25 protein-coding genes are annotated in these 25,095 nt (G+C 73.9%); 9 read left to right on the forward strand and 16 right to left on the reverse strand.

Going from position 1 to position 25,095, the window contains the following annotated elements:
- Positions 1 to 8: 8 nt before the first annotated feature.
- The 5 genes from ACSHWO_RS16760 to ACSHWO_RS16780 form a co-directional block, all read right to left on the reverse strand.
- Positions 9 to 158, reverse strand: a complete 150-nt coding sequence (locus tag ACSHWO_RS16760; RefSeq protein ID WP_438312816.1) for a hypothetical protein — start codon at positions 156 to 158, stop codon at positions 9 to 11.
- A gap of 147 nt (positions 159 to 305) precedes the next feature.
- The gene (locus ACSHWO_RS16765) at positions 306 to 1,268 is read right to left on the reverse strand and encodes an ArsR/SmtB family transcription factor (protein ID WP_385844325.1); all 963 of its coding nucleotides are present in this window, start codon (positions 1,266 to 1,268) and stop codon (positions 306 to 308) included.
- An 87-nt stretch (positions 1,269 to 1,355) separates the two neighbouring features.
- Positions 1,356 to 1,820 carry an SseB family protein gene (locus ACSHWO_RS16770; protein WP_385844322.1) on the reverse strand — a complete coding sequence of 155 codons (465 nt, stop codon included), beginning with the start codon at positions 1,818 to 1,820 and terminating at the stop codon, positions 1,356 to 1,358.
- A gap of 48 nt (positions 1,821 to 1,868) precedes the next feature.
- Positions 1,869 to 2,153, reverse strand: a complete 285-nt coding sequence (locus ACSHWO_RS16775; RefSeq protein WP_438312819.1) for a DUF397 domain-containing protein — start codon at positions 2,151 to 2,153, stop codon at positions 1,869 to 1,871.
- Complete coding sequence (locus ACSHWO_RS16780; RefSeq protein WP_438312821.1) at positions 2,134 to 2,985, reverse strand: helix-turn-helix domain-containing protein; 852 nt, start codon at positions 2,983 to 2,985, stop codon at positions 2,134 to 2,136. Before ACSHWO_RS16780 ends, ACSHWO_RS16775 begins: the two co-directional genes overlap by 20 nt.
- 128 nt (positions 2,986 to 3,113) lie before the next feature.
- Between ACSHWO_RS16780 and ACSHWO_RS16785 the strand changes: the two genes are divergently transcribed.
- The 5 genes from ACSHWO_RS16785 (at position 3,114) to ACSHWO_RS16805 (ending at position 7,944) form a co-directional block, all read left to right on the forward strand.
- Positions 3,114 to 3,326 (forward strand): hypothetical protein, encoded by a 213-nt coding sequence (locus ACSHWO_RS16785; RefSeq protein ID WP_438312823.1) that lies wholly within the window; start codon positions 3,114 to 3,116, stop codon positions 3,324 to 3,326.
- Positions 3,323 to 3,679, forward strand: a complete 357-nt coding sequence (locus tag ACSHWO_RS16790) for an ATP-binding protein (protein ID WP_438312825.1) — start codon at positions 3,323 to 3,325, stop codon at positions 3,677 to 3,679. Before ACSHWO_RS16785 ends, ACSHWO_RS16790 begins: the two co-directional genes overlap by 4 nt.
- 118 nt (positions 3,680 to 3,797) lie before the next feature.
- Positions 3,798 to 5,627: an acyl-CoA dehydrogenase gene (locus ACSHWO_RS16795; RefSeq protein ID WP_361097574.1), complete on the forward strand. Its 1,830-nt coding sequence runs from the start codon at positions 3,798 to 3,800 to the stop codon at positions 5,625 to 5,627.
- A gap of 156 nt (positions 5,628 to 5,783) precedes the next feature.
- On the forward strand, positions 5,784 to 6,545 hold the full coding sequence (locus ACSHWO_RS16800; RefSeq protein ID WP_385844305.1) for a hypothetical protein: 762 nt from the start codon (positions 5,784 to 5,786) through the stop codon (positions 6,543 to 6,545).
- Between the two features lie 103 nt (positions 6,546 to 6,648).
- Positions 6,649 to 7,944, forward strand: a complete 1,296-nt coding sequence (locus ACSHWO_RS16805) for a M18 family aminopeptidase (RefSeq protein ID WP_438312827.1) — start codon at positions 6,649 to 6,651, stop codon at positions 7,942 to 7,944.
- A gap of 168 nt (positions 7,945 to 8,112) precedes the next feature.
- Here the strand turns inward: ACSHWO_RS16805 and ACSHWO_RS16810 are convergent, their stop codons facing one another.
- The gene (locus ACSHWO_RS16810; protein ID WP_438312829.1) at positions 8,113 to 9,975 is read right to left on the reverse strand and encodes an NHL domain-containing thioredoxin family protein; all 1,863 of its coding nucleotides are present in this window, start codon (positions 9,973 to 9,975) and stop codon (positions 8,113 to 8,115) included.
- A gap of 132 nt (positions 9,976 to 10,107) precedes the next feature.
- On the opposite strand from ACSHWO_RS16810, the gene ACSHWO_RS16815 reads away from it, so the two are divergent.
- Positions 10,108 to 10,671, forward strand: a complete 564-nt coding sequence (locus tag ACSHWO_RS16815; protein ID WP_438312831.1) for a Uma2 family endonuclease — start codon at positions 10,108 to 10,110, stop codon at positions 10,669 to 10,671.
- Here the strand turns inward: ACSHWO_RS16815 and ACSHWO_RS16820 are convergent.
- From ACSHWO_RS16820 to ACSHWO_RS16830, 3 genes are all read right to left on the reverse strand, one after another.
- Positions 10,668 to 11,189 (reverse strand): DUF4240 domain-containing protein, encoded by a 522-nt coding sequence (locus ACSHWO_RS16820; RefSeq protein ID WP_438312833.1) that lies wholly within the window; start codon positions 11,187 to 11,189, stop codon positions 10,668 to 10,670. The genes ACSHWO_RS16815 and ACSHWO_RS16820 overlap by 4 nt on opposite strands.
- A gap of 41 nt (positions 11,190 to 11,230) precedes the next feature.
- The gene (locus ACSHWO_RS16825) at positions 11,231 to 12,040 is read right to left on the reverse strand and encodes a hypothetical protein (protein WP_438312835.1); all 810 of its coding nucleotides are present in this window, start codon (positions 12,038 to 12,040) and stop codon (positions 11,231 to 11,233) included.
- A gap of 95 nt (positions 12,041 to 12,135) precedes the next feature.
- On the reverse strand, positions 12,136 to 12,930 hold the full coding sequence (locus ACSHWO_RS16830; RefSeq protein WP_385844284.1) for a carbon-nitrogen family hydrolase: 795 nt from the start codon (positions 12,928 to 12,930) through the stop codon (positions 12,136 to 12,138).
- A 157-nt stretch (positions 12,931 to 13,087) separates the two neighbouring features.
- Between ACSHWO_RS16830 and ACSHWO_RS16835 the strand changes: the two genes are divergently transcribed.
- Both ACSHWO_RS16835 and ACSHWO_RS16840 read left to right on the forward strand, forming a co-directional pair.
- Complete coding sequence (locus ACSHWO_RS16835) at positions 13,088 to 13,918, forward strand: maleylpyruvate isomerase family mycothiol-dependent enzyme (protein WP_438312837.1); 831 nt, start codon at positions 13,088 to 13,090, stop codon at positions 13,916 to 13,918.
- Positions 13,919 to 14,154: 236 nt separating this feature from the next.
- Positions 14,155 to 15,189 carry a helix-turn-helix domain-containing protein gene (locus ACSHWO_RS16840; RefSeq protein ID WP_385844278.1) on the forward strand — a complete coding sequence of 345 codons (1,035 nt, stop codon included), beginning with the start codon at positions 14,155 to 14,157 and terminating at the stop codon, positions 15,187 to 15,189.
- 126 nt (positions 15,190 to 15,315) lie between these two features.
- Here the strand turns inward: ACSHWO_RS16840 and ACSHWO_RS16845 are convergent, their stop codons facing one another.
- Together ACSHWO_RS16845 and ACSHWO_RS16850 are read right to left on the reverse strand one after the other, a co-directional pair.
- Positions 15,316 to 16,713: an MFS transporter gene (locus tag ACSHWO_RS16845; protein WP_385844275.1), complete on the reverse strand. Its 1,398-nt coding sequence runs from the start codon at positions 16,711 to 16,713 to the stop codon at positions 15,316 to 15,318.
- The gene (locus ACSHWO_RS16850; RefSeq protein WP_438312840.1) at positions 16,710 to 17,498 is read right to left on the reverse strand and encodes a GntR family transcriptional regulator; all 789 of its coding nucleotides are present in this window, start codon (positions 17,496 to 17,498) and stop codon (positions 16,710 to 16,712) included. Before ACSHWO_RS16850 ends, ACSHWO_RS16845 begins: the two co-directional genes overlap by 4 nt.
- Before the next feature lie 146 nt (positions 17,499 to 17,644).
- Between ACSHWO_RS16850 and ACSHWO_RS16855 the strand changes: the two genes are divergently transcribed.
- On the forward strand, positions 17,645 to 18,892 hold the full coding sequence (locus tag ACSHWO_RS16855; protein ID WP_438312842.1) for a DUF418 domain-containing protein: 1,248 nt from the start codon (positions 17,645 to 17,647) through the stop codon (positions 18,890 to 18,892).
- Here the strand turns inward: ACSHWO_RS16855 and ACSHWO_RS16860 are convergent.
- The 5 genes from ACSHWO_RS16860 to ACSHWO_RS16880 all read right to left on the reverse strand — a co-directional run bounded on the left by ACSHWO_RS16860 (position 18,864) and on the right by ACSHWO_RS16880 (position 24,903).
- Entirely contained in the window at positions 18,864 to 19,184 is a 321-nt protein-coding gene (locus ACSHWO_RS16860) for a hypothetical protein (RefSeq protein WP_438312844.1), read from the reverse strand. The two genes, ACSHWO_RS16855 and ACSHWO_RS16860, sit on opposite strands and share 29 nt — an antisense overlap.
- 22 nt (positions 19,185 to 19,206) lie before the next feature.
- Positions 19,207 to 21,114: a C1 family peptidase gene (locus ACSHWO_RS16865; RefSeq protein WP_438312846.1), complete on the reverse strand. Its 1,908-nt coding sequence runs from the start codon at positions 21,112 to 21,114 to the stop codon at positions 19,207 to 19,209.
- Positions 21,115 to 21,307: 193 nt separating this feature from the next.
- Positions 21,308 to 22,813 (reverse strand): MFS transporter, encoded by a 1,506-nt coding sequence (locus tag ACSHWO_RS16870; RefSeq protein ID WP_438312848.1) that lies wholly within the window; start codon positions 22,811 to 22,813, stop codon positions 21,308 to 21,310.
- 195 nt (positions 22,814 to 23,008) lie between these two features.
- Positions 23,009 to 23,992, reverse strand: a complete 984-nt coding sequence (locus ACSHWO_RS16875; protein ID WP_385844251.1) for an NADPH:quinone reductase — start codon at positions 23,990 to 23,992, stop codon at positions 23,009 to 23,011.
- Positions 23,993 to 24,324: 332 nt separating this feature from the next.
- Positions 24,325 to 24,903, reverse strand: a complete 579-nt coding sequence (locus ACSHWO_RS16880) for an NADPH-dependent FMN reductase (protein ID WP_438312850.1) — start codon at positions 24,901 to 24,903, stop codon at positions 24,325 to 24,327.
- Between the last annotated feature and the right edge of the window lie 192 nt (positions 24,904 to 25,095).

The following is a 25,095-nucleotide window of genomic DNA, read 5'->3' on the forward strand; positions in this document are numbered from 1 at the left end:
GATCGGCGTCAGGTTCTTGTCCATGTAGTGGCCGGCGGGCAGGCAGCCGGAGGAGCATCCGGCGCCGGGCCCGCGGCCAGCAGCCCGGCGCCCAGCGCCAGGGCGCCGGTGGCCGCGGCGGCGGCGGCGAGCTGCGTGCGGATCGACATGCGAGCCATGGGTGTGTCCTCCTCGTCGTGGGAGCAGGAGGCGGGTCCCCCGTCGTCGCGCGTCGCCGCGCCCGCCCCCTGCGGCACCGATCCTCGGCCGCGGGCCGCCGCCCACGCGATGGTTTCGGGCCCCGCCGAAACGTTCCCGCTCGGCGGTCAGCGGCCGCTGTGCAGGAGGTCCACGCCCAGCGCCGTGGCCGAGTGCAGGACGGCCTTGCCGTCGCGCTCCGTGGTGATCAGCCCGGCCGCGCGCAGGGTGCGGGTGTGCTCGGACACCGAGGGGAGGCTGATGTCGAGGTCCCGGGCCAGCTCGCTGGTGGTGCGCTGCTCGACCAGCTGCCGGAGCACGGCCGCCCGCGTCCGGCCCAGCAGTGCGTCCAGCGGCCCCGCCACCGCCCGGCCGGGCGCGACCAGCGGCAGCGGGGTCAGCGCCGGGTACAGCAGGACGTGCCCGCCGGAGGGGTGGCCGGCCAGCAGCGGGCGGCCCGTCCAGAACGACGAGGGCATCAGCACCAGCCCGCGGCCGCCCAGCCGGGCCTCGTAGTGCGGGGGTGCGGCCACCTCGAAGACCGTGCCGTTCCAGCCGGCCCGCGGGTGGAGGCCGGCGAGGCAGGCCCGGATGCCGTGGGCGGCCAGGAGCCGGGTGCGCCAGGCCACGTCGGCCTGGAAGGACTGCCGGATGCGCGGCCAGTGCGGGGCGACCACGGCCTCGTACGCGGACCGCAGCGCGCCGTCGAGCCGGGTCCACTCGTCCCGGTCCCCCGCCCACAGGGCGTGCAGCCAGGACGGCGAACCGGGCGCCCGGGCCGCGGCGCGGTGCAGTTCCGCGCCGGTGAGGCGGCCGGCCGCGGCGGCCACGTCGGCGAGGCCCTCGTCCAGGGTCCGGGCGTACGGCTCGACGAACGGCGGGTTGTCGCCGTCGGGCCGGAGCAGGTCGAACAGGGGCCGGGCCCGGCCGGGCAGCTCGCGCAGGACCCGGGTGCGCCACCGGCCGAAAACCGCCGGTGCGTCGGTGCGCTGGACGGCGGTGAGGGCCAGCCCGAGCTCCACCAGTGGCAGCGGTTCGGGCGCGAAGGTCACCTGGAAGAGGTCCTCGGCCGTGAAGTGCACCCTCAGCATCGCCCGCCCCCCGGCCGTGCGCCCGCCCCCCGTACGCCCCCCGCATGCCCTCTGTACGCGCCCCAGCCCTGGGCCCGTGCGGCTCGCTCAGCCGTACATGCGGCGCATCGCGAAGTCGACCATCTGCTCCACGGCCTTCGCGTCGAAGACCATCCGGTGGTCGCCCTCCATGTCGAGGACGAAGCCGTACCCGGTGGGCAGCAGGTCGATCACCTCGGCGCCGGTGATGACGAAGTACTTGGACTCCTTGCCGGCGTACCGGCGGAGCTCCTTGAGCGTGCTGAACATGGGGATGACCGGCTGCTGCGTGTTGTGCAGCGCCAGGAAGCCCGGGGTGTCGCCGCGCGGGCAGTAGACCTTCGAGGTGGCGAAGATCTGCTGGAAGTCCTCGGCGGACAGCGACCCGGTCGTGAAGGCGCGCACCGCGTCCGCGAGGGAGGGCGGGGACGGCTCGGGGTACAGCGGCTGCTCGTACCCGGCCCCGGGCATCGGCTGCTGGGGCTGGGCGTACTGCTGCTGCTGGGCACCCGGGTTCTGGTCGTAGCCGTACATGTCCCGAAGCCTACCGAGGGCGGGCGCCCGCCCAGCGCCCGGATCCGGTCAAGGGGTCCGCTTGATCCCGTCCACGAACGCCCCCCAGGCTCCGCCCGTCACGACGACCACCGCCCCGCCCGGCCTCTTGGAATCCCGCACGGGCACCACCCCGGGCAACCCGTCGGCGACCTCGACGCAGACACCGCCGTCGGTGTTGCTGTGGCTGCTCTTGCGCCAGCGGGCTGCGCCGGGGAAGGCCTCCGCGACCTCGACGCAGTCGCCGCCGGTGCCGTTGCTGTAGCTACTCTTCCGCCAGCGCGCGGAGGCCAAGTCAAAGTCGTTGCTTGCCATTTCGGAAGTCCTCTGCTGCTGCGTCGATCTTCGCCAAGGACGCCTCGGGTGACAGCGCGGCAGCCCTCAACAGATCGTACGACTTGCGGTACTCCCGCACGAGGGCCGGATAGTCGATGAGCTGCCCGCTATGAAGGCTCTCGGTGTACACCACGGGGGGTGCGTCCACGAAGGTCATCATCTTGGCCATGCCCATCATGAACGGATGGGCGGCCGCGGTTTCCGGAACGATCTGCAAAATCGAGCGAGTGGCTCTGACGGTTTTCGCAATGTGCTCCCACAGCTCAGCCATCAGCTCCGCAGGCAATACCCGTCGCCGGAGCAGCGACTCGTCCAGGATGGCCCAGTAGGCAGGCGGCCTGTCCGCGGCGAAGAGGCGAGCCCGCCTCAGCCGAGCATCTACTTTCTCCTCAACCTCGCCGTCGAGAGCCCTCGGCATCGCGGCGCGTACAAGCGCACGTGCGTAGGCGGCAGTCTGCAACAGCCCCGGGACGAGCATCGGCGCCCATTCCTCGATCGTCTCGGCGTACGGCTCCATCTCCGCGACGTCCGCGAAGTACTCCGCGTGCCCGGACTGCTTCGCCCTGCGCGCATCTTCACAGCGGCGCTCGAAAAACCCGTCCGTGCCGAGCTTCGCATCGACGTGCCGGGCCAGATCCGACGGCATCCGACGCTCGCCGCGCTCGATCTGGCTCAGGAACGGGACACCCCGGAAGCTGCCTGCCGCCAGCTGCTCAAGCGTGAGTCCGGCAACCTCTCGCTTGTAGCGCAGCTCGGCGCCGTAGAAGGACGGCACGTTCGCCGACGCGTCGGGGTTCTTACGAGGAGGCACGACACCACCGCCATTTGCCACTTGCCACTTGCCACTTGCACAGCGCAACCAGAAGCCCTTCCCACGCTACGCCGGTCCGCGCCAGCCTGTGAGCGGTTCGTCACAGTCCGCACAGGAAGCCCCCCCCCATGAGCGACCCCGCCGCCGACCGCCAGGCGATCGACGCGCTGATCGAGTTGCGCGCCGCCCTCGCCGCGCACGGGATCACGCTGCCCTCCCTCGACCTCCACCTCCCCTCCCACGCGGGCACGTACGACACCCCGCCGCTCATCGCGCTCGGCAACTGCAACGCCGGCACCGCCGACCGCCTCGCCGCCGCGCTCCGGGCGGGCCGCCCGTGAGGCCGTTCGCCGTCGGGCTGCTCGCCGTGCCGAAGGCGGTCCCGGAGCTCCGCATCGCCGTGCGCGAGCACCTCGGCAGGCCGTGTCCGGAGCTCCAGCTCTGCGTGACCGAGCTGCTGACCAACGTCATCACCCACCTCGGCGAGGGCACCCCCGTCACCCTGCGCATCACCGGAAGGGCAACCCGCCCGCGGGTCGAGCTCACCGATCCCGACCCGCGGGCGTGGCCCGTGCTCCGGCATGCCGCCGGCGCCGACGAGTGCGGGCGGGGCCTCGCCCTGCTGGACGCCGTGGCGTTGCGGTGGGGCGTCATCCAGGGGGACGGCACCAAGACCGTCTGGTGCGAGCTTTGACCCTGGTCACAGTGCCCGGACAAGGGGTTGCTTCTTATTACCGGCGGGTAGCATCATGACGTTACCGATTGGTATGTACGAGGAACCCGTCTTCCCGAGCCTTAACGGAGCCGTCGCCATGGGGCACTACAAGTCGAATCTCCGCGACATCGAGTTCAACCTCTTCGAGGTGCTCGGCCGCGACAAGCTGTACGGCACCGGCCCGTTCGGCGAGATGGACACCGAGACCGCCAAGAGCATCCTGTCCGAGATCGCCCGCCTCGCCGAGAACGAGCTGGCCGAGTCCTTCGCGGACGCCGACCGCAACCCGCCGGTCTTCGACCCGGCCACCAACACGGCCCCGGTCCCGGCCTCCTTCAAGAAGAGCTACGACGCCTTCATGGAGTCGGAGTACTGGCGCCTGGGCCTGCCCGAGGAGATCGGCGGCACCACCTCGCCCCGCTCCCTGATCTGGGCCTACGCGGAGCTGCTGCTCGGCTCGAACCCGGCCGTCTGGATGTACTCCTCCGGCCCGGCCTTCGCCGGCGTCCTGTACGAGGAGGGCAACGAGGCGCAGAAGCGCATCGCCCAGATCGCCGTCGAGAAGCGCTGGGGCTCCACCATGGTCCTCACCGAGCCCGACGCGGGCTCGGACGTGGGCGCCGGCCGCACCAAGGCCATCCAGCAGGAGGACGGCTCCTGGCACATCGAGGGCGTCAAGCGCTTCATCACGTCCGGCGAGCACGACATGGAGGAGAACATCCTCCACTACGTCCTCGCCCGCCCCGAGGGCCACGGCCCGGGCACCAAGGGCCTGTCGCTCTTCCTCGTCCCGAAGTTCCACTTCGACTGGGAGACCGGTGAGCTGGGCGAGCGCAACGGCGTCTACGCCACCAACGTCGAGCACAAGATGGGCCTGAAGGCCTCCAACACGTGCGAGATGACCTTCGGCGACAAGCACCCCGCCAAGGGCTGGCTGATCGGCGACAAGCACGACGGCATCCGCCAGATGTTCATGATCATCGAGTTCGCCCGCATGATGGTCGGCACGAAGGCGATCTCCACCCTCTCCACGGGCTACCTGAACGCCCTGGAGTACGCCAAGGAGCGCGTGCAGGGCCCGGACCTGGCGAACTTCATGGACAAGACCGCGCCCAAGGTCACCATCACGCACCACCCGGACGTCCGCCGCTCGCTGATGACGCAGAAGGCGTACGCCGAGGGCATGCGCTCCCTCGTCCTCTACACGGCCTCCGTGCAGGACGAGATCGCGGTCAAGGAGGCGGCCGGCGAGGACGCCAAGGCCCTGCACGGCCTGAACGACCTGCTGCTCCCGATCGTCAAGGGCTACGGCTCCGAGAAGGGCTACGAGCAGCTCGCCCAGTCGCTCCAGACCTTCGGCGGCTCCGGCTTCCTGCAGGAGTACCCGATCGAGCAGTACATCCGCGACGCCAAGATCGACACCCTGTACGAGGGCACCACCGCGATCCAGGGCCAGGACTTCTTCTTCCGGAAGATCGTCCGCGACCAGGGCGCCTCCCTGAACCTCCTCTCCGAGGAGATCAAGAAGTTCCTCGCCCAGGGCGAGGGCGGCGAGGACCTGGCCGGCGCCCGCGACGCGCTCGCCAAGGCCGCCGTCGACCTGGAGGGCATCGTCGGCCAGATGATCACCGACCTCACCGCCACCGGCGAGGACGTCCGGAACATCTACAAGGTCGGCCAGAACACCACCCGCCTGCTGATGGCCTCCGGTGACGTGGTCGTCGGATACCTGCTGCTCAAGGGCGCGGCCGTGGCCGCCGAGAAGCTGGCGGCGGGCGCCACCGGCAAGGACGTCGCCTTCTACCAGGGCAAGATCGCGGCCGCGAAGTTCTTCGCCTCGCAGATGCTGCCGGGCGTCTCGGTGCAGCGCGCGCTGGCCGAGGCCGTCGACAACTCGCTGATGGACCTCGACGAGGCCGTCTTCTAGTCCCCGTCGGCGCACCCGGAGCGGCCGGACCCTCGTGCGGGGGGTCCGGCCGCTCCCGCGTTCTCGCGTCCTCGCGCTCCTGCGCTCCCGCGCACCCGCGCTCCCGCTCACCCGCCGATTCCCGCGTTGTCGGTCGTTCGTGGGACGCTCGTAGACATGAGTCCACAGGAGCAGCACGGCACCGGCCGGGGGTACGCGGTCCCGGCAGGGCGGCCCTACGCCCTCAGGGAGCTGCAGGCCGCCATCGGCAGCCTCGGCGACCACCTGAAGGAGCTGTACGACGGCGCCCACCCCGCCGAGTACGAGGCCGTCGCCGACGCCCTCTACACCGCCTTCCAGACCGCCGCCGGACTCGCCCCCGCCAAGAGCTACACCGGCTGCCCCGAGCACCCCAACGGCGCCCTCGACCCCGAGGCGCCCGACGGCTGGGGCCGCTGCCTGATCTGCAACGACCGGCGCCGCCTCGGGCTGCGCGACCGCGGGGGCCGCGCCGGCCGGCCCGCCCCCGCGGCCCGGCCCGCCGCCCCGCCGGCCGGGGAGCAGCGCCGGCTCGGCTACCCGGTGCCCGACCCGCCGTACACCCTCGACGCGCTGCGCGACCACGTCCGCACGGTCGAGGACCGCCGCTTCCACCTGAGCCTCTCCTCGTCCACCGACGACTTCGTACGGATAGCGGACGACCTCCACCGCGCGTTCATCGTGGCCCGCGAGCTGTCCCGGCCGCGCGGCGCCTCCGGCTGCTCCGAGCACCCCGGCGCGCCCGTCGACCCGGACGCGCCCCCAGGAGAGGCCTGTATCTTCTGCGCCGGACGCAAGAGACGCGCGCAGCGCTCCGCGACGACCCCGGAGATGCTCCCGCGCATCCGCCGGGGCGAACGCAGGCAGCTGCAGCGCCGATTCGAGCGGCCGCCGGGCTGAGAAGCCGCCGGAACCGCGGACGACACGGCCCGCGGCCCGACGTCCGACGGCTATCCGCCGCAGTCCGGCCAAGGCGAACACGACCGTCGTTAAGGTGAACCCCATGAGCTCTCCCGCCCGCTTCGACCGCGGCCACACCGACGATCTGATGACCTTCCTGACGGCCAGTCCGTCGCCGTACCACGCCGTGGCCAACGCGGCGAAGCGGCTGGAGAAGGCGGGCTTCAGGCAGGTGTCGGAAACGGACGCCTGGGACGCGGGCAGCGGGGGCCGGTTCGTGCTCCGCGGCGGCGCACTCATCGCGTGGTACGTCCCGGAGGGCGCGGCCGCGCACACCCCGTTCCGGATCATCGGCGCGCACACCGACTCGCCCAACCTCCGCGTCAAACCGCTTCCTGACAGCGGGTCGGCCGGCTGGCGGCAGATCGCCGTCGAGATCTACGGCGGGCCCCTGCTCAACACCTGGCTCGACCGCGACCTGGGCCTGGCCGGACGGCTGACGCTGCGCGACGGCAGCGAGCGGCTGGTCAACGTGGACCGGGCGCTGCTGCGCGTGCCGCAGCTGGCCATCCACCTGGACCGGGCCGTCAACAGCGACGGCCTCAAGCTCGACAAGCAGCGGCACATGCAGCCGGTCTGGGGCCTCGGCGACGTCCGGGAGGGTGACCTCATCGCCTTCCTGGAGGAGGAAGAGGGCCTCCCGCAGGGCTCGGTGGCGGGCTGGGACCTGATGGTCCACTCGATCGAGCCGGCCTCCTACCTGGGGCGCGACCGGGAGTTGGTGGCCGGGCCGCGCATGGACAACCTCATCTCGGTGCACGCGGGCGTGGCCGCCCTGGCCGCGGTCTCGGCCGCCGGCGGTTCGCTGGACCACATCCCGGTGCTGGCCGCGTTCGACCACGAGGAGAACGGCTCGCAGTCGGACACCGGCGCCGACGGGCCGCTGCTCGGGAACGTGCTGGAACGTTCCGTCTTCGCGCGCGGCGGCTCGTTCGAGGACCGGGCGCGCGCCCTCGCGGGCAGCATCTGCATCTCCTCCGACACCGGCCACGCCGTGCACCCCAACTACGCGGAGCGGCACGACCCGACGCACCACCCGCGCGCCAACGGCGGCCCCATCCTCAAGGTCAACGTCAACCAGCGGTACGCGACGGACGGCAGCGGACGGGCCGTCTTCGCCGCGGCCTGCGAGCGGGCCGGCGTGCCGTGGCAGACGTTCGTGTCGAACAACTCGATGCCCTGCGGCACGACGATCGGCCCGATCACCGCCGCCCGGCACGGCATCCAGACGGTGGACATCGGCATCGCGATCCTGTCGATGCACAGCGCGCGCGAACTGTGCGGCGCGGAGGACCCGTACCTCCTGGCCAACGCCCTCGTCGCCTTCCTGGAGTCCTGACCCCCACCCCGATCGACCGACGACCGACCGACCGGCCCCGGCGCGCCCGTGCGGCGCCCCGGTCCGGCGCCCGACCCACCCCCTGTCCGCGCGGGAAACGCCGCGCAGACGACGACGCCCAGCCCCCCGCGCAGCGCGCGGGGGGCTTCTGCGTTCCCGGTGGACCCGTCAGGCGTCGAGGCCGGCGAGGACCAGGGGGAGGCGGGTCGCGCCCGTCGGGGTGAGGGCCAGCGGGACGCCCCAGTCCTGCTGGTGGACGTGGCACGCCGGGTACTCGTTGGCCGGGTCGTCGTCGCAGGACGCCGCCATCGCGGAGACGTGCAGCACGCCCTCGGCGACCTCCGGGTTGAGCTCCAGCTCCCGGGACAGGTCCGTGCCCGTGCCCTCACCGGACAGCAGCAGCTCCGACGGGGTCGAGGACACCAGCAGCCGCGTCGACGGCCCGTAGCGGGTGTCGAGCTTCTGGCCGGTCGGCGCCTGGAAGACCACGTCGAGCCGGAGCGTGCCCGGGGCCACCTCGGTGGCGGCCCGCTGGGTGCGGTGGGCGACGGCGTCGACCCGTACCGCCTCCTCCGGCAGCCGCAGCCGGGTCAGCCGGTGCCGGGCGGACTCCACGACCACGATGTCCTCGCCGACGAGCACCGCGCCGCTCGGCTCGCGCAGGTCGGTGGCGAGCGTGGTGACCTGGCCGGTCGCCGGGTCGAAGCGGCGCAGGGCGTGGTTGTACGTGTCGCACACCGCTACCGAGCCGTCGGGCAGGGCCGTCACCCCGAGCGGGTGCTGGAGCAGCGCCTGGTCCGCGTCGCCGTCCCGGTGCCCGAAGTCGAACAGCCCGGTGCCGACGGCGGTGCGCAGCACGTAGCCGTCCCCCTCGCCGTCGCCGTCGCCCTCGGTGGCGGCCTGGACGTAGCGCAGGGCGCTGTTCTCCGAGTCGGCGATCCACAGCCGGTCCCCGGCGGCCGCGAGCCCGGAGGGCTGCGCGAGCCACGCCTCCGGGGCGGGCCCGTCGTGCAGGCCCTCGTTGGTGGTGCCGGCGGCGACCTCCACGGTCCCGGTCGCCGGGTCCCACGTCCACAGCTGGTGGACGCCCGCCATGGCGATCCACACCCGGTCCTGCCACCAGGCCACGTCCCACGGGGAGGACAGGTCCACCTCCAGGGCCGGGCCCGAGGTAGGCGAGCCCTGCCACCACTGGCGGCCGGTGCCGGCGACCGTCTCGACGGCCCCGGTGGCCGGGTCGAAGGTGCGCAGCGCGTGGTTGACGGTGTCGGCGACCACGACCCGCCCGTCGGGCAGCAGCGCCAGGCCCTGCGGCTCGCTGAACGCGTCCGGCCCGAAGCCGCGCTCCCCGCTGCCGATGCGGCGCACGACGGTCTCCCCGTCCGGAGCCAGCTCGACGAGCCGGTGCCGGGTCGAGTCCGACACGAGCAGGTTCCCCGACGGCAGGACCAGGGCCTTCCCGGGGAACCGCAGCTCGCCCGCCACCGGCTCGGGCGCCACGTACGGCCCGTCGCCGCGGCGCAGGGTGCCTTTGGCCCCGTGCTCGGCCTCCAGCTCCTCGACCAGGCGCTCGATGGCGTGCGCGTGCCCCTCGCCGGCGTGCTGGGCGACGATGTACCCCTCGGGGTCGATCACGACGAGGGTGGGCCAGGCCCGTACGGCGTACTGCTTCCAGGTGGCGAGCTCGGGGTCGTCCAGCACCGGGTGGTGCACCTCGTAGCGCTCGACGGCGTCGACGACGGCCGCGTGCTCGGCCTCGTGGACGAACTTCGGCGAGTGCACCCCGATGATCACGACGGTGTCGTGGTGCTTCTCCTCCAGCTCGCGCAGCTCGTCGAGGACGTGGAGGCAGTTGATGCAGCAGAACGTCCAAAAATCAACAACAACGCACTTACCTCGCAGGTCGGCGAGGGTGAGCTCTTTGCCTCCGGTATTGAGCCAGCCGCCCTTGCCGATCAGCTCAGGGGCACGGACACGGGCACGGCGGCGGGGCGCAGGCGCGGGGGTGGGCGCCGGGGCGGCATCGTTCATCCTTCAAGCTTGCCATCCGCGTGTACCCGGCAGACCGGCACACCTGCCCCGGGCATATCCACTCGCAGGGGTGACGACGCGCCCGGCGCCCACGTGCGAGTCTGGCGGCGGGGAGCGAAGGAGGCGTCCGGTATGACCACCGCACACGGGCCCATCGACTACAGCGAGGGCATCGATCCCGAGCGGGCCCTGAAGTACGCCCTGCAGCGCCTGTGCGGAGACCGCGCCGAGCTGATCGAGGGGGTCGTCGCGAACGTGACGCCGAGCTGGGACCACGAGAACGCAGCTGAGGAGATCCGCGACCAGATCAAGCCGCGGGTCAGGGAACTGGGCTGCGTCACCGGCTCGGGCAACCTGGATCTTCCGGGGTCCAGCAACTGGTACGTGCCCGATCTCGCCGTCGTCCCGAAGGACCTGGTGAGGGGCGCTCAGGCCCTGCTCCCCGACCAGACCCTGCTGGTCGTCGAGGTGACCTCGGACTCGAACGCCGAGACCGACCGCGTGCTCAAGCGGAAGCGGTACGCCGAGTACGGGGCGCCGCTGTACCTGCTGGTCGACCGGGTGGAGAAGACCGTCACGGTGTACTCCGGGCCCGGGCGGCTCGGGTACACCGGGGTCGACGGGCCGCACTCGTTCGGTACGCCGGTGCGGCTGCCCGAGCCGTTCGGCATCGAGCTCGACACCAGCGGGCTCTAGTCGAACAGGGCGGTCAGGCGGGGCAGGCGGGCGGCGGTCTCGGCCCGGTCGTCGAAGTCGAAGCCCCAGGCCGGGTCCAGGGGCGGGTAGCCGATCGTGAAGGAGTCCGCGGGCAGCTCCCGGCCCGTGGCCTGCTCGTAGGCGGTCCAGGCGATGGAGAGGGCCTCCTCGTCCCACAGTTCCAGGCCCTCCGCGGCCGCCTCGCGGACCGCCGGGTGCCCGGCGAGGGAGTCCGGGTCGGCGAGGGCGGCGGCGAAGACGGCCTCGCCCTGGGTGAGCAGCCAGCCCCGGAAGTAGTCGAAGCCGTCGTCCGAGCAGCCGCCGTTGATCACGTACGCGGCCGCCCACAGGGGGCTGCGGTAGGACTCGGCGAGGAGGTCCCACAGCACCTGCTGGGCCGTCGCTATCTCGGCCGGTGGGTGCAGGGCCAGCAACTGGGCGGCGTGCGCGGCCACACGGTCCGGGGCGGCTTCGGCGCGGGCCGTCTCGATCAGCTTCCAGAAGGTCTGCGTGTCCATGGGGCGAGCCTCGCATCCCCCTGTGACATCGGGCGGGGGGATCAGCTGCCCAGGAACGAGTCGAGGGAGGCGGTCAGGGCGTCCACGAAGCGGTCCCGGACCTCGGGCGGCAGCAGGTCGAGGGAGCGGTAGGGGTTCAGGTCCTCCAGTTCGACCAGGAGGAGTTCGCCGGAGGGGGCGCGGCAGGCGTCCACCCGCTGGATGCCGTGGGACAGGGTGTTCCACCGGATGAAGGAGGCCGCGAAGTCCAGGTCGGCGGCCGTCGGCTCGTACCGCACCAGCTCCCAGCGGCGGGCCGGATCGGGGGCGTACAGGGCGTACTGGAAGGTGTCGTCGACGTACGTGAAGGACACCTCGTACGCGAAGTCGATGCGCGGCTGGACGAGGACCTCGCCGGCCGGGCCGGCCGGCTCCGGGGTGAAGGTGAGGCCGATGGAGTCGGCGCCCTGCTTGGGCTTCACCACGTACTCCGGGACCTGCGGCAGCCGGTCGAGGTGCGCGGGGTCGTCGACGGTCGGGATGACCGGGTAGCCGGCGGCGGTCAGGTCGAGGAGGTACTGCTTGCCCGCCATGTCGCCGCGGCCGGTGAGCGGGTTGTAGACGCGGGTGCCGGCGGCGAGGGCGGACGCGCGGAAGGAGTCGTACGCCTCCTGGTAGTTCAGGACGGGGCCGCTGTTGCGGACGACGACCGCGTCGAAGCCCCGCGGTATCAGGGCCTGCGCGTCCTCGGGATGGCACAGGGCCAGCTCGAAGCGGGTGCGCAGGCGCGAGGTGAGGAAGACGTCCTCGTCGCCGTAGCGGCGGCCGCGGGCCGGGTAGGACAGGTCCGTCACGTAGAGCAGCTGGGGCATGGGGGGAAACCTATCTCCACGCCCCGCGCCCCACGCCGCGTGCCTCTGCCCGCCCCGGCCCGGCAGTGCACGGGCGGGGCGGGCGGGCGGTGGGGTCAGCGGGTGGGGGCGTGCAGGCCGAGTACGCGGTCCTTCAGGGCCGGGAACTGCTCGCGGGTCTCGGCGACCTTCCCGGCCTCCAGCTCGACGGTGAGGACCTCCTCGCCGGGGCCCGCCTCGGCGAGGACCTCGCCCCACGGGTCCACGACCAGGCTGTGCCCGGCCTGCTCGACCCCGGCGTGGGTGCCGGAGAGGCTGCAGGCGAGGACGTACGCCTGGTCCTCGACGGCGCGCGCCCGGTTCAGCAGGGTCCAGTGTGCGCGGCGTCGGGCGGGCCAGCCCGCGGCCACGACCATCGTGGTGGCTCCGGCGTCGACCAGCCCGCGGAACAGTTCGGGGAAGCGCAGGTCGTAGCAGGTGGCGATGCCGAGGGTCTGCTCCGGCAGGGTCACGGTGGTCAGGGAGTCGCCGGCGGACATCATCACGGCCTCGCCCTGGTCGAAGCCGAAGCGGTGGATCTTGCGGTAGCTGGCGGCGAGCTCGCCCGCCGGGGAGATGACGAGCGCGGTGTTGTAGAGGGAGCCGTCGCCGGCCCGCTCGACGACGGACCCGGCGTGCAGCCAGACGCCGACGTCGCTCGCCGCCTTCGACATCGCCTCGAAGGTGGGACCGTCGAGGGGCTCGGCCTCGGTCTCGAACAGCTCGTAGGCGAAGGCGCCCACGGTCCACAGCTCGGGCAGGACCACCAGGTCCGAACCGGCCTGTTCCCGTACGAGATCGGCTGCCCGGGCCCGGCGGTGGGCCACCGACTCCCCGTCGGTCACCGCGATCTGGATCAGCGAGGCGCGCACACTACCACCATCCTGGTGTTCAAGCCGTCAACTCGGCCTACGATCGTCACACGAAAGCACTGCCGGGGTACCCACCGGCAGCGTAGTTTTGGAAACCGCCCACGACCGTCCACACGCTTCCAGACATGGCACGCCGAACAGCACGCGAGGGGTCCCGTTGACCGTCCATCCGCATCCCAGTCTCCAGCCCTATGCCGACGCGTGGACGCACTCCATCGAGGCGATCACCGAGCTGGTCCTCCCCCTGACGGAGGGCGAGTGGAACCGGGCGACGCCGTGCCCCGGCTGGTCGGTCCGCGATGTGGTGTCGCACGTCATCGGCGTCGAGACCGAGATGCTCGGGGACCCGCGGCCGATCCACACCCTGCCCAGGGACCTGCGGCACGTGGTGGACGAGTTCACCCGGTACATGGAGGTCCAGGTTGACGTCCGCCGGCACCACACAGCGCCGGAGATGACCTCCGAGCTGGAGTACACGGTCATCCGGCGCGCGCGGCAGCTGCGCAACGAGAAGCGGGACCCGTCGACGATGGTGCGCGGCCCGCTCGGCAACCAGGTGACCCTGGAGTTCGCGCTCCAGCTGCGCGCGTTCGACGTGTGGATCCACGAGCAGGACCTGCGGGCGGCGCTCGGCGTGCCGGGGAACTGGGACTCCCCCGGCGCGTTCGTGGCACGGGACATGTTCCTCGCCGGGCTGCCGAAGGTGGTCGCCAGGCTGGCGGGGGCGCCCGCGAACTCGGCGGTCGTCATCGACGTGCACGGGCCGGTGGAGTTCCTGCGGACGGTGCGCGTGGACGGTGCGGGGCGCGGGACGGTCGACTCGACGCCCTCGCTCGGGCCCGCGGTGACGCTGGCGGCGGACTGGGAGACGTACGTACGGCTCGCGGCGGGCCGGGTCCGGCCGCACGCGGTGGCCGACCGGGTGAAGGTCGACGGCGACGCGGAGCTCGCGGCCGCGATCCTGGCGAACTTCGCCGTCACGCCGTAGGGCGGGCGGGCCGGGGGCGCTCCCCGCACGCGGGCGGGGATCCCGGCGCGGGGAGCCCGGCCCGGGCCGCGGAGGAAGGTCCCGTCGCCCCCGTCCCCTCCGGCCGCCGCAGTACGTGCGTGAGCGGTCCCCGCGGTCCCCCGGGCGCGCCGGCGGCGCGGGCGAGAACCGCAGCCGGCGGTTGGTCGTCCCCGTCACCGGGGTGAAGACCGATCAAGGGAAGAGGGGGCGCGGACATGTGGTCCAGGCTGTCGGCCGGGGCCGTTCCGGAGGGGGAGCGGCTCGACTGGTTCACGGACGTGATCGCGCAGGAACTGGTGCCGACGTCGATCAGGAGCGAGCGGGCCGAGCACTTCTGGGCCGAGGCCTCCGTCCTCGACCTCGGCCCCGTCCAGGTGTCGACGTTCGGGTTCACGGCCCTCACCTCCCTGCGCACGGCCGCCCACGTACGGCGCAGCGACCCCGAGCAGTACCAGCTGGGCCTGGTGACCGACGGCGTGATGTCGCTCGACCAGAACCGCAACCGTTCGGGCATGTTCAACGGGGACATGGTGCTGTGGGACACGTCGCTGCCCATGACCTCGGACGCCGTGCCCCCGGGCGGGGGCCTCGTCCGGGCGGTCACCCTGTCGTTCCCGCGCCACGCACTGCCGGTGCGCGGCGCCCGGGTGGAACGGCTGCTCGCGCAGCGCATCCCAGGCCGCCACGGGATGGGGGCGATCCTCGCCCAGTACGTGCGCTCGCTGGCGGCTCACGGCGCGGACTGCGGTCCGGCGGAGCTGAACCGGCTCGGGACGATGGCCCTCGACCTGGTGGGGGCCTGCCTGGCCGGGATGCTGGGCGCCGAGGAGGCGCTGACGCCGGAGGCCCGCACCCGGGCCCTGTGGGAGCGGATCGACGCCTTCGTGGAGCACAACCTCGGCGACCCGCAGCTGACCCCGGCCGCCGTCGCCGCCCGGCACGGCATCTCGCTGCGCCGCCTCCAGCAGGTCTTCCGGGAGCGCGGCGAGACGCCCGCGGCCGGGATCCGGCGACGCCGGCTGGAGCGGTGCCGGGCCGAGCTGGAGGACCCGGCGCGGGCGGGCCTGCCGGTGCACGCGGTGGCCGCGCGGTGGGGTTTCGCCGACCCCTCGGTCTTCAGCCGTTCGTTCCGCGACGCGTACGGGACGAGTCCGACCGAGTACCGGCACCGGGCGGTTCGGGAGGCGGTTGCGCAGCAGGTCAACGATGTCTGCGCGGGGCGCACAGCCGCCGGCTCCGGACGGCCCTAGGCTCGGCACGGCCGGCCGGATGCGTGCGGCCCACCGGCGGCCGGGCGGGGAAGGACGGGGGTCTGCCCCGCCCGGCCGCCGGTGGACCGGCACGCCTCCGCACCGGGCCGCCCACGTGAACGCCCGTCACTCGGCGCTGCCGCCCGGGGTCGTACGGACGGGAGCGGACGCCGGGGCCTGAGCGGGAGCGGGAGCCGGAGCCGCCGCGGGCGCGGGCGCGGGCGCCGGTCGTTGCGGTGGGAGCCCGGCCGGGCGGGCGGTTTCGCGTTCCCGCTCGCGGGCGAGGGCGCGCCCGCGCAGCCGCAGGATCCGGGCGAGCCCGAGGAACTGCACGACGAAGACCGAGGAGAACGCGATCCGGTAGTCGCCGCCGGTGGCGTCCAGCAGCACGCCGATCGCCAGCAGGGTGGTCATGGAGGCGAGGAAGCCGCCCATGTTGGTGATGCCGGAGGCGGTGCCCTGCCGTTCGGGCGGGTTGGCGGGCCGGGCGAAGTCGAACCCGATCATCGAGGCGGGCCCGCAGCCGCCCAGCACCACGCACAACGTGACGAGCAGCCACATCGGCGCCCGCTCGCCGGGGAAGACCAGGACCGCGGCCCACAGCGCGGCCGTCAGCCCGACGGTGCCCAGCGCCAGCGGGAGCCGGGCACCCTGCCGGCGGCCGATGGCCTGGCCGTAGACCAGGCCGAAGCACATGTGCGAGGCGACCACGAGGGTCAGCAGCCCGGCCGCGGTGGTCCGCTCCAGGCCCTGCGCCTCGACCAGGAAGGGCATGCCCCACAGCAGCAGGAACACCATCGCCGGGAACTGGGTGGTGAAGTGCACCCACAGGCCGAGGCGGGTTCCGGGCTCCCGCCAGGAGTCCCGGATCTGCCGGCGGACGAAGCCCCCGCCGCCCGCGGCGGGCCGGACCGGGGGCGGCGGTTCGACGCCCCCGGGGTGGTCCCGCAGGAACAGCACCAGCGGGACGAGCACCAGCAGGCCGGCGGCCGCACTGCCCGCGAAGGCCGGGACCCAGCCCAGGCCGTGCAGGAGGGGGGCGAGGACCAGGGTGGAGACCAGGTTGCCGGCCATGCCGACCAGGCCGGCCAGCTGCGCCATCAGCGGTCCGCGGCGGGCCGGGAACCAGCGGGTGCCCAGCCGCAGGACGGAGATGAAGGTCATGGCGTCCCCGCAGCCCAGCAGGGCGCGGGCGGCGAGCGCCGTGCCGTACGAGGGGGCCAGCGCGAAGCCGAGCTGGCCGGCGGTGAACAGGACGGCGCCGAGGGTCAGCACCCGCTTGGTGCCGAGCCGGTCCACCATGAGGCCGACGGGTATCTGCATGCCCGCGTACACGAGCAGCTGGAGCAGCGAGAACGTCGAGAGGGCGGAGGCGTTGACGTGGAAGCGGTCAGCGGCCTCCAGGCCGGCCACTCCCAGGCTGGTACGGAAGACCACCGCGACGAAGTAGACGGCGACGCCGATGGACCAGACGGCCGCGGCCCGCCGCCCGCCCGGCGGATCCTGCGGTACGGCCCCGGTCACCGGCCCGTGCCCGTCGCCGTGCCCGCCGCCGTTTCCGGCTGCATGCCCGTGCCCGTTCCCCGGACCAGGGCCTCGACGCGGCCCACGTGGCCCCGTACGGCGGCGGCCGCCGCGTCCGCGTCGCCGGCGCGCAGGGCGGCCAGGATCGCGGCGTGCTCGGCCAGGGTCTTCTGCACCCTCTCGGGGTGGGCGTGCAGCAGGGCCGCACCCATGCGCAGCTGCCGGTCGCGGAGCTGGTCGTACAGGCGGCCGAGGATCCGGTTCCCGGCGTGGCGGACGATCTCGGCGTGGAAGCACCGGTCGGCGGCGGTCACCGCGGCGAGGTCGCCGGCGGCGGCGTGCCGGCGCTGCTCGTCGAGCAGGACGTCGAGCCGGTCCAGCAGTGCGGGCGGCGCGGGCACCGCCCGGCGCACCGTGAACTCCTCGACCAGCAGCCGGGTTTCGATGACGTCGGCGATCTCCTGGGCGGAGACCGGCAGCACCAGGGCGCCCTTCTTCGGGTACAGCTTCAGCAGCCCCTCGGTCTCCAGCCGGAGCAGGGCCTCGCGGACCGGGGTGCGCGACACCCCGACGGCGTCGGCGAGTTCGCCCTCGGTGAGCAGGGTGCCGCCCTCGTAGCGGCGGTCCAGTACGCCGTCCTTGACGTGCCGGTAGACACGTTCGGCGGCGGTGACGGGGGCCGGGGCGGCAGCGACGGGGCCGGACGCGCGGGCGGATGCGGACGCGGGGGCGGATGCGGACGCGGGGGCGGATGCGGACGCGGGGGCGGATGCGGGAGCGGCCATGGGCACAGGTTAGATACATGAAGGGTGCACCGGCTCGGGCCGTCCAGGATGCGGACCGCCGCCCCCGGCCGCTGCATCGAAGGATGTACACCGGCTTCGTCCGCCCGCAGGACGAGACGGGCCCCGCCCGCCGGGACGCTGAGGACATGGCTCACAGCACCCGCCCCGACGCTCCCGGACCCCGGCAGACCGCGCCGGCGACCGCCACCGCGACCGCGACCGCGACCGCCACGGCCGCCGACGGGGCCCGGCTCCCGCTCCTCGACGTCCTGCGCGGCGCCGCCATCCTCGGCACGCTCATGACCAACGTCTGGATCTTCACCTCCCCCGGCTCCGAGTGGAGCGTGCTCCAGGGGAGCCTGCACCTGCCGGACCCGATCGCCGACCCCGGCCCGGCGTCCGTCGCCGAGTTCGTCTTCCGCTTCCTCGCCGACGGCAAGTTCCTGTCCCTGCTGACCATCCTGTTCGGGGTGGGGTTGGCCATCCAGTACGACTCCGCCGCCCGCCGCGGACAGCCCTGGCCCGGCCGCTACCCCCGCCGGGCGGCCTTCCTCTTCCTGGAGGGGACCGTCCACTTCCTGCTGGTCTTCGCCTGGGACGTGCTCATGGGGTACGCGGTCACCGCCCTGCTGGTGGCCTGGCTGCTGGCCCGCTCCGAGCGGGTGCGGCGCGCCGCCCTGTGGACGGCCGCCGCCGTGCACCTGGCCCTCGTCGGCCTGGTGACCCTCGGCGACCTGGCCCGGCACGACACCGGGCCCGAGGCCCCGGACCCGGCCGCCGTCCGCCTCTACGCCGACGGCGGCTGGGCCGACCAGATCGGCTTCCGCCTCGACAACGCCCTCGCCCTGCGCGTCGAGCCCGTCTTCTCCTTCGGCCTGCTGGTCTTCCTCTTCCTGCTCGGCGTACGCCTCCACCGGGCCGGAGCCTTCACCGCGACCGCCGCCGGGCGCCGGATCCGGGCCCGCATGGCCGGCTGGGGCCTGGGCCTCGGCATGCCGCTCGGCACCGCGGCCGCGCTCGGCGGGCCCGACTTCTTCGTGCTCGGCCGCTACGCGATCGCCCCGCTGGTCGCCGTCGGCTACATCGGCCTCATCGGCTGGGCCCTGGACCGCCGCGTCCTCCCCGGGGCCGGCGCCCTCGGGAACATCGGCCGCACCGCCCTGTCCGCCTACGTCGGCCAGAACCTGCTGTGCATGCTGCTCTGCTACGGGATCGGCCTCGGCTTCACCGCCCGCTTCGCCGGAACCGGCCCCTGGTGGGTGATGGGCCTGTGGGCGGCCGTGTCACTGGTCCTGGCCGCCGGGTCCCGGCTGTGGCTGCGCCGTTTCCCGCGCGGCCCGCTGGAGTCCGTACAGCACTGGGCGCTCAAGCCCCGCGGGGCCGCCCGGAGGTGACCGCCACCTCCAGCACGAGCTCGTCGTACGGGGCCTCCTGCGGGTAGGGCGGGCGGACCTGCGCGAAGCGGATCCGGGCCCGCCCGCCCGCGCGGGTCCCCCGCACCGTGTACACCAGCTCGACCGCGGCGCCCTGCGGCAGCGCCACGGGCGGGCTCGGGGCCGCGTCCACCGCGACCGCGTCCGCATCACCCGTGACCTGCCAGGTCCACACGTAGCCGCGGGCGCCACGCCCGGCGAGCCGCACCTCGTACGCCTCGCCCGCGCCCAGGACCAGCCTGCGCACCTCCACCCGCGACCGCCTCCCTCCCGGGTCAGGCGGGGCCGATCACCGGCCCCTCGTGCCAGCCCGCGCCGTCGCGCCAGTAGTGCTGGAGCCGCCGGTCGGTGCGCAGCACGACGACCTCCAGGTTGAACCCGAAGCTGCCCTGCAGCATCCCGGTGACGGCGAGGACGTCGTGCCCGAACACGGCGCTGCGCCGCCAGTCCGCGCCGGCCCCGTTGCCCCGCCACCAGTGCTCCACCCGGCCGCCGGACACGGCCACGCACAGCTCGTAGTTCCCGGCGGCGTCCTCGTCGGTGGCCCCGTACTGCCCCTCGATCAGGCAGGGCGCGGAGGTGACCGCGCTGCCGAAGACCTCCCCGGGGCGCCAGGCGAAACCGCTCGGGTCGTCGCGCCACCACAGCTGCATGCGGCCGTCCGTACGGGTGGCGACGAGGTCGAGGTGGCGGCTGCGGGTCTGCACCAGGGCGGGCCCGAAGTGGGCGATGCCGGAGGCGAAGCGGCCGCCGTCGTTCCAGGTCCAGGGGGCGCCGTTGATCCGCCACCAGTGGTTCAGGCGGCCGTCGGCGGTGCGCACGACCACCTCGAAGTTGCCCGGCTTGCCGTAGTCGCTCTGGATGAACGCGGGCGTGGAGCCGACGGCCGCGTCGCCCGGGCCGAAGGCTCCGCCGTCGCGCCAGGTGCCGGCGGACTGCTCGTAGTACGAGTGGCGCAGCCGGCCGCCGGTCGTCACGTGCACCGACTCCATGTTGCGGTTGTAGGTGGTGCCGGTGAAGGCTGGCTGGCCGGAGGCGTCGGCGGCGAAGACGGCGGCGCGGGCCCACGGGTAGGGGTCGTCGCCCTCGCGCCACCAGTGCTGGAGGCGGTTGCCGGCGGTCGTGGCGAGCAGCTCGAAGTTGCGGTGGGCGCGGCCGTTGCCGCTCTCGTAGACGTTCCCGGAGTGCAGGCGGCGCCTGGTCCACGGGTCGACGTTGGTGCCGCGCAGTCCGCACTTGGCCCAGTGGTCGATGTTGACCTCGCCGTAGGCGATCCGGCCGTGGCCGCCGACGTGGTAGCCGGTGCCCCAGGAGTTCTTGAACAGCCAGCAGCCGGCGGCGTCGTCGTAGCCGGTGATCAGTACGCAGTGGCCGCCCGCGAAGCGGTCGCTGGTGCGGTGGTAGACGCCGGAGCCGAGGCCGAAGAAGTCGTCGTACACGTCGAAGCAGGCGGTGAGCGGGCCGACGGTGTCGAGCCAGACCTTCTGCTGCTCCACGTCGCCGAGGCGGACGTGGTCACCGATCCGGACGGTGCGGCCGGACCGGTCCCAACTGGGCGTGTACTCGGCGCGCCAGGCGTCGCGCCGGTCGGCGGGCACGGACGGCGGGGGCGGTGAGTACGGCCAGCAGTCCGGGTCGGCGAGCCCGCCGTTGGCCCGGATCCAGTCGAGGGCGGCCTCCGGGTTGGAGCCCTGGCCGCAGGAGAAGCGCAGCCCGTCGTGCACGTCCCCCTCGGAACGCTCGGCCCAGACGCCGTGCTCGATCCGGGCCATGGACTCCACCAGGCCGGTCGCGCCGAACGCCCAACAGGAGCCGCACGGGTTCTGGTCCTTGACCTTGGTGATCCAGGGCCAGCCCCAGCGGCTGCGCCAGTCGACGGCGGCGGGCCGTGCCCCGGCCGGGCCGGCCACGCCGGCGGGCGTGCCGGGCAGCAGGCCGTGCGCGGCGCGGCGGCGGGTCAGGTGCGGGTTGGCACTGGGCCGGCCGAGGAGGGCGTGCAGGTCGACGGTCCCGGCCTGCGCGGCGGTCGTCAGGTCGGCCCCCTGCTCCAGGCCGAGCGCGGGGCGCGGTACGGCCTCGTCGTCGGCGAGGTGCTCCGAGACCGACCAGCGCGCGCCCTGCTCCGCCAGCTGCGCGCGCAGCTCTCCCGCCGTCTGTACGGAATCGACTGACTGCTCCGGCATGGCGGCCCCCCAGCTGCAACCGTGTGTTCGCGACCGCGGGAGCGTCCACCTGGCACGGCGGGGCGTCAAGGGGGTCCGGACGGTCGCGCGGTCGCACGGGGGTCGTAACGGCGTACGGGGTGGCGGGCTCGTGCCCCGGACCCCGTGCCCCGGGCCGGGTCGTGAGACCCCCGCCCCGGCCTGCCCCCCTTGGTCAGGCCGGGGTGGAGGAGCGCTGGGGCCGCCGTCCGGCGGCCTGGTCGGCGGCGTTCGGCCCGGCGGCCCCGGCGGCGGTCGGCCCGGCGGTGCGGGAGCGGCGGTGCGGGGCGAGCCCGTACCAGGCCAGGCCGGTGGCCAGCACGAACACCGCGCAGGCCGCCTCGAAGGCGAAGGCGTACCCGCCCGTGGCCGCGTGCGGGGCGTCGGCGGCGAGCAGCGTGGCCGTACGGGCGTCGGCGGCGGAGCTGATCAGGGCGAGGCTGATGGTCGGGCCGGCGAGGATCGCCGTGTTGACCACCGCCCCGGCGAGGGCGGACCGCCCCTCGGGCACGCCGGAGACGGCGCCGACGACGGCCGCGGACATCAGCGTTCCGTTCCCGCCCGACAGGACGACCAGGCCCGCCAGCACCGCAGCCACCGAGCCGGTGCGCAGCCCCACGGCGCCGATGAGGAGCAGCCCGGCGGCGATGACGGCCAGCCCGGCCACGGCGACCGCGCGCACCCCGTGGCGGGCGACGATCCGGCCGGCGACGAGGCCGACGCCCACCAGCACCGCGCTGTACGGGACGAAGGCGAGCGCGTTCTCCAACGCCGACCAGCCCCGTACCTGCTGGAACCAGAGGGCGAGCAGGAAGGCGGTGGCCGCGCCGATCGCGGGGCCGAGCAGGGCGCACACCAGGGCGGTGGCCCGGTACCGGGAGGCGAGGAAACCGGGCGGCAGCAGGGGTGCGGCCACCCGCCGCTGGGCGGCGGCGAAGGCGGCGAGCAGGACGGCGCCGAGGGCCAGCGGGCCGAGGACGGCTGCGGTGGACCAGCCGTGCGGGCCGACCATCACGAAGCCGTAGCCGAGGGTGGAGAGGGCGAGGGTGCCGAGCACGGCGCCCAGCAGGTCGACGGGGACGGCTGCGGGCGCGGGACCGGTCGGCAGGGCGCGGCGGACGAAGGCCAGCGCGGCGACGGCGACGGAGGCGAGGGCCCCGAAGCTCCACCGCCAGTTCGCCCAGGTCGACAGCGCCCCGCTGAGCACGATGCCGACGGCGGCGCCGAGGCTGGTCAGCAGCCCCCAGCGGGCGAGGGCCACGGCCCGGGCCCGCCCCTCGGGGAAGACGACCCGCAGCAGGGACAGGGCCGCCGGGGCCGCGAGGGCGGCCCCGCAGCCCTGGAGGAAGCGGGCGGCGAGCACGGCGTGGGAGACGGGGGCGAGGGCGGCGGCCAGCGAGGCCAGGGCGAAGAGGGCGGTCCCCCGGGTGAACAGGCGGCGCTGGCCGACGCGGTCGGTGAGACGGCCGCCGAGGAGCAGCAGCCCGCTGAAGGAGATCCCGTACGCGGCGCTGTCGAGGATGAGGTCGACGCGGCCCAGGCCGAGTTCGCGCTGCATGGCCGGCCCTGCCGCGAACGTCACAGAGACCGAGGCGTTGAGCAGCAGCTGTACGGCGCCGAGGAGGGCGAAGCCGACCCAGGCGCTCCGCGGTCCGGCCGAGGTCTCCGGGAGGGCGTCCATGCGGGGAGTCTGGCAGTCGCCGACAAGCAGTCCCGGCGGATGTGCGTCAGTCCGTCAGGTCGGCGGACAGCAGCGTCGGGGGCGGGGGCGCGGGCGCGGGGACGGGGGGCGGACGGGCGCGGCACGGGGGGCGGACGGGCGCGGGGGGCGCGCGGTGCGTGCGGGCTGCGCGCCCCCTTGTCGGCGGCCCGGTGCTCAGGACTCCTTGGGCAGCAGGACGACGCGGCTGCCGTGGAGTTCGCCGGCCTCGATGCGGCGGTGGGTGCGCGCGGCGTCGGACAGCGGAGCCCGTTCGACGGAGCGGGCGCGCAGTCGGCCGTTGGCCATCAGGCGGTTGATCGCGACGGCCGCCTCGGCGAGTTCGGCGGTGGTGGCGTGCGAGATGACGAAGCCGACGACGGCGCCGTCCTTCATGTAGAGCGGGCCGGCCGGCAGTACGGGCCGGGAGCGGGCGCCGGCCAGGAGGACGATCCGGCCGCGGGGGGCCAGGACCTCCACGGCGGTGGAGAGGTCGTTGGTGCCGGAGGTGTCGATGTGGACGTCGATGCCCTGCGGGGCGGCGTCGAGGATCCGGGCCGCGAGCGCGGGGTCCTTGTAGTCGAGGACATCGGAGGCGCCGAGGGAGCGGCAGTGCTCGGCGTCGCGGGCGCCGGCGGTGGCGATGACCCGGGCGCCGGCCTCGACGGCCATGGTGACCAGGGCGCTGCCGACGTTCCCGGCGGCGCCGGCGACGAGGACGGTCTCGCCGGGGCGGACCCGGCCGTGGGTGAACAGGGCGAGGTAGGCGGTGCCCGCGGGGTGCACGACGGCGACGGCCTCGGCCGCGTCCACGCCGGGCGGCAGGTGGTAGAGCCGGTCGACGGGGACGACGGCCTGCTCGGCGGCGGCGCCCTGACGACCGCCGTGGCCGAGGCTGTTGCACCAGACGCGGTCGCCGACGGCGAACCCGGCGGCGCCGGGGCCGGCGGAGACGACGGTGCCGACGAGGTCGCGGCTGACGGCGAACGGGAACTCGACGGGGGTGCGGAAGAGCCCGGACCGCACGAAGGTGTCCACCGGGTTGACGGACACGGCCTCGACCTCGACGAGGACGTCCGTGGGGCCGGGGGTCGGTGGGGCCATCTCGCCGTAGCGGATGTTCTCGGCGGGGCCCAGTTCTTCGATGAAGGCTGCACGCATGGGCCGATCCTCGCAAGGGGCCGGAGCGACGGCGCACCGCTCCGTGCAGGCTTCGTCAACTTCCGTCGGGAGGGGGCGGGGTGGGCCGACGGGGTCGGCCGGGGCGCATCGGAGCGGATCGGGGCGGATCGGGGCGGATCGGGGCCGGAACGCGCCGAAGGGCCGCCCCGGGGGTGGGCGGCCCTTCGGTGAGGGGGGAGACGAACAGGAGCTGGCGACTCCGGTCGACGGGTGGTGCGTGGGGGAGTGGTGGTGATGGGGTGGGGCGTTGGGGCGTCGCGGCGTCGGGGGTGGAGCGGGTACGGCAGCCGGCCGGCCTCTGGTTCTGCCGGTCAGACCGTGCCGTTGGCCAGGGCCCGGGTCTCGCGGATCTTGGTGCCGAGGGCGTCGAGCAGTTGCTTGAGGATCTCGATGGCGGTCTCGTCCGTCAGGTTGCCGGCCTCGTCGAAGCGCTCGGCGGCGCGGAAGATCTGCAGCTCGGGCTTGCCGACGACCTTGGAGTCCGTCCACAGGAAGGACTGACGCATGGCCAGCTGGGCGCGGACGGTGCCGAAGTTGGTCGGGGCGGCGCCGGCGATCGCGATCGGCTTGCCGGTCAGGGAGGAGTCGAAGGCCGGGCGGCTCGCCCAGTCCAGGGCGTTCTTCAGGACGCCGGGGATCCCGTAGTTGTACTCGGGGGTGGCGATGAAGAGGCCGTCGGCCTCGACGATGCGGCGGCGCAGGTCGGCGACGGCGGCCGGGGCCGGCTCGACGTCCTGGTCCTCGTCGTAGAGCGGGATGTCGCGCAGGCCCTCGTAGATCTCGATGTCCATGTCCCCGGGGGCGTACTTCTGCGCGGCGCGGACGAGGGCGCTGTTGAACGACTCGCTGCGCAGGCTGCCGGAGATGGCCAGGATCTTGAGCTCGGGCATGGACTGTCCTTCCGCAAAGGTGACATGCGCAGCGAATGCCGGGTGCGGCATGCCCCTGCGATGAACGGGGTGTGCGTCGGTGCGTGCGTCGGTGCGACGGAAAGGAGTCTGTCCCCGGGCGCGCGGCACCGACAATCGCGGCCGCCGGTATCTGTCAGTTAAGGGTCCGGGGTCACCCCCACCACCACCCCT

The organism is Streptomyces pallidus (ex Mingjun et al. 2026) (assembly GCF_051550185.1).
Taxonomy (GTDB): Bacteria; Actinomycetota; Actinomycetes; order Streptomycetales; family Streptomycetaceae; genus Streptomyces.